Below are 7,221 nucleotides of genomic sequence, written 5' to 3' on the forward strand. Positions count from 1 at the left end.
CCAGGGGACCGTGCGGGAAATTCTGACCGAGGACGGGGAACTGCTCTGGGCAGGACGGCTGCTGACCTGGGGCGAACCGGAACGCTGGCCGGTGCTGACGGTCAATGACCCGCGGAACCTGACGTGTCATCTCCGGTTCTGTGGGCAGTACGAAGACGAGGAAAGCGGGCTATACTATAATCGTTTTAGGTATTACGATAACGAGACCGGGCAATATCTCTGTGCCGACCCGCTAAACTTAAGGGGTGGCGTAAGTCCTTACAGTTACGTGCATAATCCGGCGAACTGGATTGATCCTCTGGGGTTAAATAGACAACCAATTATGTTCTTACCTGAAGGCGGTGACGTTTTACATCCTAAGACGATTACACCAAACAATCCTGAAGGTTTATTTACTATAAAAGCTACAGGTAGCTACGCTGATGATAAAATAAATTTATATAAGGCAGCTGGTCTAAATGAGTATCCGTCCCGTAAATGGATATCTCATCATGTAGATTACAATCCAAAAACTAATGAAATGCGGATGCAACTCGTTAATCCTAAATATCATTCTCATCCCCATATTGGTGGCGCTCATGAATTCGAAACTCACACAGGGCTTAAATATGGCTCTCAAGATGCAATAAATGAAGCTACAAGAAGAAATTCTCAATTGTCCAAGTGTGGGAAATAGAGGTTACTTATGTCAAACATTAAATTTTTTTCTGATCACAATTTGAGATTTGAACAATCATTGCACGGGTTGTCAGAGTCAGAAATCAATGCAGTAATTCCTAATGCTTTTAATGGAAAAGATTTCTTTATGAAATTCTATATCGCTAATAACGGTGGTTATTTTAATGGTGGTGCCTATTTATATAGAGATGTTTTTTATACGGTATTAGCAGGCGATTATAATTTAATGGAGATCGAAGGATTTAATTTTATTTCGCGTAAGTTTTATGACGATTCTCAATATCTTCTATCTATAAATGAAGTGTGGGAACTTAGGAAAGGATATTCTAGAAATATAAAAGAATTTGCCAAATCACATTTTCCATTTGCTGGTGATGCAGGGGATAATGATTACTGGATTGACATGAATAGTGGGTATATTAAATATATTAGATGGGAATCTGATGATAATCCTGATAATGCTATAATTGTTGCTCCAACATTCTATGATTTTTGTATGAATTTACAAGCAGAGCGTAGGAAGAATAAAGAATAGTAATTTAATATAAAAGCCGGAAAGATCTTTCGAGATCTTCCGGCCTTTTCTAGGCAGTAAATCCACCATGAAAGCAGATGTCGGAAAAGGAATGAAAGTTTTCCACAGCAGTAATCATAATATTTATTCTAATGAAGTAAGGCAGGAAATAGAAATAGTTAGACGCCAACATGAAAGTGGCAATATTAATGATCGAGAGGCCAGGGATGCTATAAGAAAGATTCAAATGGATATGAAAAATAAGATCTGGTCAGGAAGCGTGACCACAACAAAATGTGGGAGATTGAATTGATGAATTACTATGTCTTAATGAATGATTATAAATCTTCAGTAATACCAAGATATCTTCATGCTATTATAGATACAAAAAAACAAGTAAATAACAATTGGGATTATAACGGTTCTGAATACTCATTCCCCTATTATATGAAAGAACCAGAGTGCCCCAATCAATTGTTTTTATTATGTAATAAAAATATAGGAGCTCTGCGGTTTAATTATTATAATCACGGAGCAAGTCATATTGTATCTGATAATTTCGTTGATTTATTTAGTAATTTAAAAATTTGTGAAGTTATATCTAAAAAATTAATAGCAACTTCAATCAAAGATGGTAATATACTTAGAGATGACTTTAATTACATGTATTTCATAAGTGATGATACTCTTCTAGATTTTAATAGATCTGAATTAGAAGAAGATAGGTTTGGCTCTTTAATTCCTCATAAGTTGACCATTAATAATCCACACTGCATTGATGTATTTACACTAAATAGCACTTTACTCGCTGATTTTTTATTTCTTTCCGAACACGCAGCAGAAATATTTGTAAAAATGAAAGTTAGTGGTGTGAAAATAGTTAAACTAGATGATGCATTTAAAAATTATTGTATAGACTATAGATACGATATCGAAAGTAAAAGAAAAAATTACCATAATGTTAATATAGAATAACTGAAGGAGATATTAGAAACTTTGTGTCATTTCAGGAAACTAAAGAAAAGAAATGACACACTCCTTGAACTAATGGTGTTACAGGATTACCTTATCATCGTTCGATATGGGCTGAAGAAGTTACGATACATAAATAAATACCAATTTCAGCAATTGCAGGAAAAGTACAGTGAATGTTAAAAAGATAGAAATTTTAGATGCTATTAAAAATGAAGCAATGGAATCACTTTACCCACTTAAAATGGGTGGGAATATAAATGATGATTCATTTTTTAAATTAGTAAGTTTAGTTGAAGAATCAACCAGGCTATACAAAAACGATGATCTTATACCAAAGACATTGCTTTCTGAAATTTATCTATTGTCGGTAGGAATAAGCTCTGAAAATCATATTCGTTATAACAAAAAACTGGATGAAATATCTATCAGGTTAATGGATTGTTTTAACATGATAATATCTGGTAAGTCTGTCGATGACATTGAAGCTGAAAGTGATGAACCGAGAATAATATGAAAAATGAAGAAAAAATAATATTTTATAAAACAGGCGAACCATATGGATGCTTTTCTAATTTTTCAAGATATGATTTTTGGGAGAATGATACATATTGGCCAACTGTTGAGCATTATTTTCAATACAATAAATTAATTGACGTTAATGTTAGGAAATCAATAAGAGAAGTGGATTCGCCAATGAGTGCAGCCAAAATAGGTAGGGATAGAAATAATAAGATTGTAGATAATTGGGATGAAATTAAAGATGATGTTATGCGCTTTGCTATTTTAGAGAAATTTAGGCAAAATTCTGATATTCAAAAAATATTATTATCTACAGATAATCTTCATATTATCGAACATACAAAGAATGATTCCTATTGGGCTGATGAAGGTGATAGTTCAGGCAAGAATATGTTAGGTATCATTCTCATGGAAACTAGAGAGATCTTGCGCTCAGAAAGTCCAGGTTAACCGCTTAACGTTCAGCCGGAAGCTCCCTCAAACTTCCGGCTTTGTTGTTATTTACCCGAAACGCCGGTTCGGGCTGACGGTACCGTTGACTATGCGCACAGCATTCACTGGCTGTATGAGCCGGGTGCCCTGACCCCTTCGGCACAGTTTGAAAAAGGCCAGCTGTACTATGTGGTGAGCGATCACCAAGGAACGGTACGGGAAATTTTGACCGAAGAAGGGGAACTGATATGGGCCGGCCGGTTACTCACCTGGGGCGAACGGGAATGCTGGCCGGTGCTGACGGTCAATCACCCGAGGAACCTGACGTGTAACCTGCGATTTTGTGGTCAGTACGAAGACGAGGAAAGCGGGCTGTTTTATAACCGGCACCGTTATTACGACAGGGAAACGGAACAGTACTTATCGCCAGATCCTTTGAATCTTAGTGGAGGATTTAACCCGTACGGGTATGTTCATGATCCGGTCAATTGGATTGACCTCTTTGGATTGATGGTTGTTACTGGTGTGACCAAAAATAGACTTTCCCGAGTGAGCCCTGAATGGCGAAGACTTTATGGTCCAGCAACAATGAGAGACCACCATCTGATACCCCAAGCCATGATGAATGATAAAACGTTCATGATACAAATGAAAAATGCAGGAATCTCAGATCCAACAGACTATATTCATCGACAAATATCCAGGATACCAAATACTCAACATATAGATGTTCATGATGCTGGTTGGAACAAACAATTTAAACAATGGTTTAAAGATAATCCTAACTTCACGAAACAAGAATTACAGAAAAATATTAAAGAAATGATGGTGGAACATAACATCCCTAAATCCTCAAGGAATGGTATACCCCGCTATAAGAAATGTGGAGGATAATATGAATCTATATTTGATAGAGAATAAGATAAACTCATGGGGAGATTGGGGAGAAATCCTTTGGGCAGGCTTTGCCCCTTGGGATGATAATAGTAATTTAGTTTATATAGAACGAACTGGTCCATTTACCCCATCTATTTATATTGCAGATGGAAATCTAATTATTTCTAATGAAGTAAAATTAAAATTAGAGCACTCTTCACTCAAAGGGATTTCATTCTCTTATAAACTTGAAAAGAAAAAAATAGTCAATATCGATTGGAGCAATTGGGATAAAAATGAAAATATATCATCATATGTTGATAATATACATGAACCAGAAGATCTAATCTATAACAACCCTCATGACAGTTGGACTATGAAAAATATGCCAGATTTATGGCTGGGTGAAATTGATAATAGAATACATCTAATTTCAGATCGGAGTAAAAAAACATCTAACCCATCAGATTATATATATATAGAAAATGGTTACAAAAATGAGAGCAATATTGATTTCTTTATGGGAATAGAAAGAATTGGGTACTTTATAACTCCAAAAGCAAAAGAATGGATGGAGAAAAATTGTCCAAATTGTTTTGACTTTTTCCCAATAGAACAAAAATAGAAAACATTTAGGAGGACAGAATAAAATGCAAATTTTTGTTAAAGAACCTTGGAAAATAGATGGTGTCAAAGTATTACAAGATTGGCCTTTGAGGTGATATATGGATTCTATTGAACAAGCTGAAAAATTACGACTGCTTTTCACTTCATTATGGGAAACCATGTATAACAATGGTGAGAGGAATTGGATAAATGGCATCAATATAATTATCACCTCTCTGACCCTGCCAAATTATAATGGCCTTGAAAATGCAAAAGATGCAATTGAAAGCGCTAACCAAACATTTGGCTCTATGTTAAGAGGAAATGGTAGTTTTTCTGATTATTTTATTTGGAAAGACGATTTCAAAGAGAGAATTAAAGCCAATGAAGAATTTGATAAAATAAAGAATGATATTTATAATTTACTGCCTTAATTAAATATTTTTTATCAAAAAAAATTACAGCCGGAAGATAATAAGAGTTTTCCGGCTTTTTAATGTTAGATCGTAATGTTCAGGTAAACTTACCTTGCGTTGTCAGATAACAATAAGATGGGATATTAACTGAAGGTATTATCAGGCTAGGGCAGAATTACTCTAAGTAGTTGTTCCTAATACAGCTATAGTTGGCTTATTTGAGCTCTTTTTAACCCAAACCTGAGTTACCCATATGAAACATTCAGCACGAGGCTTCAAACCGGAACTAACTCAAGTCTTTATATGGCGAGGGTTACAGCAAATGATTTACTATTTAGAACACTTTGACTAGGATTAATATTATAAATTACCTTATCTCTTTCGCTATCATAAAATTACTGACATTAAATATAGATCCATTAATTTAATAACTCTTCAAGCGAATGAATAAATTGAATGATATTTATTATATGACTGATGTTCAATTATATTTTATTTATTTTGTTTTCTAAAAAATATTATCAGATTAACTTTACATAAAACAATCACTAAAAATAATAAAAAGCCAAAATCATACTATCATGAATAATATAATCTATTTCTAAAAAATTAATGAACCTTATGGCTGCTTTTCTAATTTTTCAAAACACGGGTTAGCGGTAAATGGTGTTTATTGGCCTACCATTGAACATTACTTTCAAGCAAACAAATTCTTTGATTTCAATATCAGAAAAACATTCGCAGATTAAATTTACCAAGAGACGCAGCAAACGCAGGCCGAGACAGAAAGAAACCATTAAGAACAGACTGGGAAGAAGTGAAAGACAATATTATGCGGTTTGCTGTTTTAGAAAAATTCAAGCAGCACAAAGAAATACGAGAAATATTATTATCTACCGGTAATGCTCGTTTACTTGAACATACGAAAAACGACTTTTATTGGGCTGACGGTGGCGATGGTTCTGGTAAGAATATGCTTGGCGTTATCTTAATGGAAGTTAGAGAACAATTAAAAAAGTTTTAATTATTTTAACTGTATAATTTAAGTCGATAAAGTTCCAACAATCTTTCTGTCTTTTAATGATTAAATCAAGTCTGGAAATATATTCCTGGAGCAAAATAAAATGAGTAAATTACAGCCATTAAAAATACCATTAGGGTGGTCTATTAATAACTTTAATGACGTTGAACCAATGAAAGAAAATACAGCTATGTCCATGATCCGGTAAACTGGATTGACCCGTTTGGACTTAATAGTTTTGACCTATTTATACATGGTGACATCACAGATTTCCCTAAAGATCTTCATTTTGGTCAAAATAGAATAGCTCCAAACTTTAGTAGTATTGAAAGTCAGGCTGACCCTTTGATAACAGGGAGACCTATTCTGGATGTAGCAAATGATATTAAGGTTGGGAAAATTATCGCTGACATTTTTGTTATTTCATATACGATTGATCCTGCTACAGGTAAACCTGTAACACTTAATAACCGTGGTTTAGCCGCTATAGTTGAATCTAAAGATGGCTCTAGCCTTGTTAAGACAATTGGCTGCAAAAATAGTTAGGAAATGATATGACAATACAATTAATACCAGAAAAAACAGAGTTTAGGATATCAACTACAGACCTTGAAACTGTTTATACAGAATCAAACGGGGTTAAGCTTAGGCTTGATGTTCAACATATTGATGATTTTAAGAATGATACATATCGTGATATAGAAATTAACTTTTTGGTTGTAGCTGAACTTAGGTGTATTACTATGAATTTTTTTGATATTAATCATCAAAATTACGCAATAGATGGGCAAGAGTTCACAATAGATGTGATTGATTTTTGGGAAAAATACGGGTATCATCCTGATTCGGGTTTTTACCAAGTAAATAACTCAGATATATTAATCAGTAAAAAATCATTATATGGCCCTAGAAATAATCTTGATTTAAAACACTATTTAATTAATGGCTATGATAGCCATGTAGAAATAATTGCATCTAAATATGAATATAGATATTTATAAATAGTAATTAAACCCGGAAAGATCCCCGTGATCTTTCGGCTTTGTTATTTTTATACTTAAAATAAATACTTTTCAGGGTTGACCTTATATATTAAATATATAATTTAAAATCACAAAAATATAAAATAAATAAGAAGATAAACAAATGAATAATACAGAAAAATATAAGATTAATGGTAAATA

General features: G+C 33.7%; 11 protein-coding genes and 2 pseudogenes. All 13 read left to right on the top strand.

Going from position 1 to position 7,221, the window contains the following annotated elements; translation table 11 throughout:
- Positions 1 to 91: 91 nt before the first annotated feature.
- Positions 92 to 295: pseudogene (locus tag CKY02_RS22030) on the top strand (RHS repeat-associated core domain-containing protein); the annotation flags it as partial.
- Between the two features lie 27 nt (positions 296 to 322).
- The gene (locus CKY02_RS25365; protein ID WP_205068479.1) at positions 323 to 676 is read left to right on the top strand and encodes a hypothetical protein; all 354 of its coding nucleotides are present in this window, start codon (positions 323 to 325) and stop codon (positions 674 to 676) included.
- A 9-nt stretch (positions 677 to 685) separates the two neighbouring features.
- Positions 686 to 1,213, top strand: coding sequence for an SMI1/KNR4 family protein (locus CKY02_RS22035; RefSeq protein ID WP_112896904.1), 528 nt, complete (start codon positions 686 to 688; stop codon positions 1,211 to 1,213).
- A gap of 67 nt (positions 1,214 to 1,280) precedes the next feature.
- Complete coding sequence (locus CKY02_RS22040; protein ID WP_112896905.1) at positions 1,281 to 1,505, top strand: hypothetical protein; 225 nt, start codon at positions 1,281 to 1,283, stop codon at positions 1,503 to 1,505.
- On the top strand, positions 1,505 to 2,167 hold the full coding sequence (locus CKY02_RS22045; RefSeq protein ID WP_112896906.1) for an Imm43 family immunity protein: 663 nt from the start codon (positions 1,505 to 1,507) through the stop codon (positions 2,165 to 2,167). The genes CKY02_RS22040 and CKY02_RS22045 overlap by 1 nt, the downstream gene beginning before the upstream one ends.
- 169 nt (positions 2,168 to 2,336) lie before the next feature.
- A complete protein-coding gene (locus tag CKY02_RS22050; RefSeq protein ID WP_112896907.1) occupies positions 2,337 to 2,681 on the top strand; it encodes a hypothetical protein in 345 nt (114 codons plus the stop codon).
- Entirely contained in the window at positions 2,678 to 3,136 is a 459-nt protein-coding gene (locus tag CKY02_RS22055; protein ID WP_112896908.1) for an NADAR family protein, read from the top strand. The genes CKY02_RS22050 and CKY02_RS22055 overlap by 4 nt, the downstream gene beginning before the upstream one ends.
- 51 nt (positions 3,137 to 3,187) lie before the next feature.
- A pseudogene (locus CKY02_RS26815) lies at positions 3,188 to 3,628 on the top strand (RHS repeat domain-containing protein); the annotation flags it as partial.
- A gap of 385 nt (positions 3,629 to 4,013) precedes the next feature.
- A complete protein-coding gene (locus CKY02_RS22065; protein WP_112896909.1) occupies positions 4,014 to 4,619 on the top strand; it encodes a hypothetical protein in 606 nt (201 codons plus the stop codon).
- Positions 4,620 to 4,719: 100 nt separating this feature from the next.
- Positions 4,720 to 5,034, top strand: coding sequence for a hypothetical protein (locus CKY02_RS22070; protein ID WP_112896910.1), 315 nt, complete (start codon positions 4,720 to 4,722; stop codon positions 5,032 to 5,034).
- 718 nt (positions 5,035 to 5,752) lie between these two features.
- On the top strand, positions 5,753 to 6,040 hold the full coding sequence (locus tag CKY02_RS22075; RefSeq protein WP_275658234.1) for an NADAR family protein: 288 nt from the start codon (positions 5,753 to 5,755) through the stop codon (positions 6,038 to 6,040).
- A gap of 342 nt (positions 6,041 to 6,382) precedes the next feature.
- Positions 6,383 to 6,583 carry a hypothetical protein gene (locus tag CKY02_RS25265; protein ID WP_193493197.1) on the top strand — a complete coding sequence of 67 codons (201 nt, stop codon included), beginning with the start codon at positions 6,383 to 6,385 and terminating at the stop codon, positions 6,581 to 6,583.
- A gap of 8 nt (positions 6,584 to 6,591) precedes the next feature.
- Entirely contained in the window at positions 6,592 to 7,038 is a 447-nt protein-coding gene (locus CKY02_RS22085; RefSeq protein WP_112896911.1) for a hypothetical protein, read from the top strand.
- Positions 7,039 to 7,221: the final 183 nt, after the last annotated feature.

Source organism: Photorhabdus bodei (assembly GCF_003287735.1).
GTDB classification, from domain to species: domain Bacteria; phylum Pseudomonadota; class Gammaproteobacteria; order Enterobacterales; family Enterobacteriaceae; genus Photorhabdus; species Photorhabdus kayaii.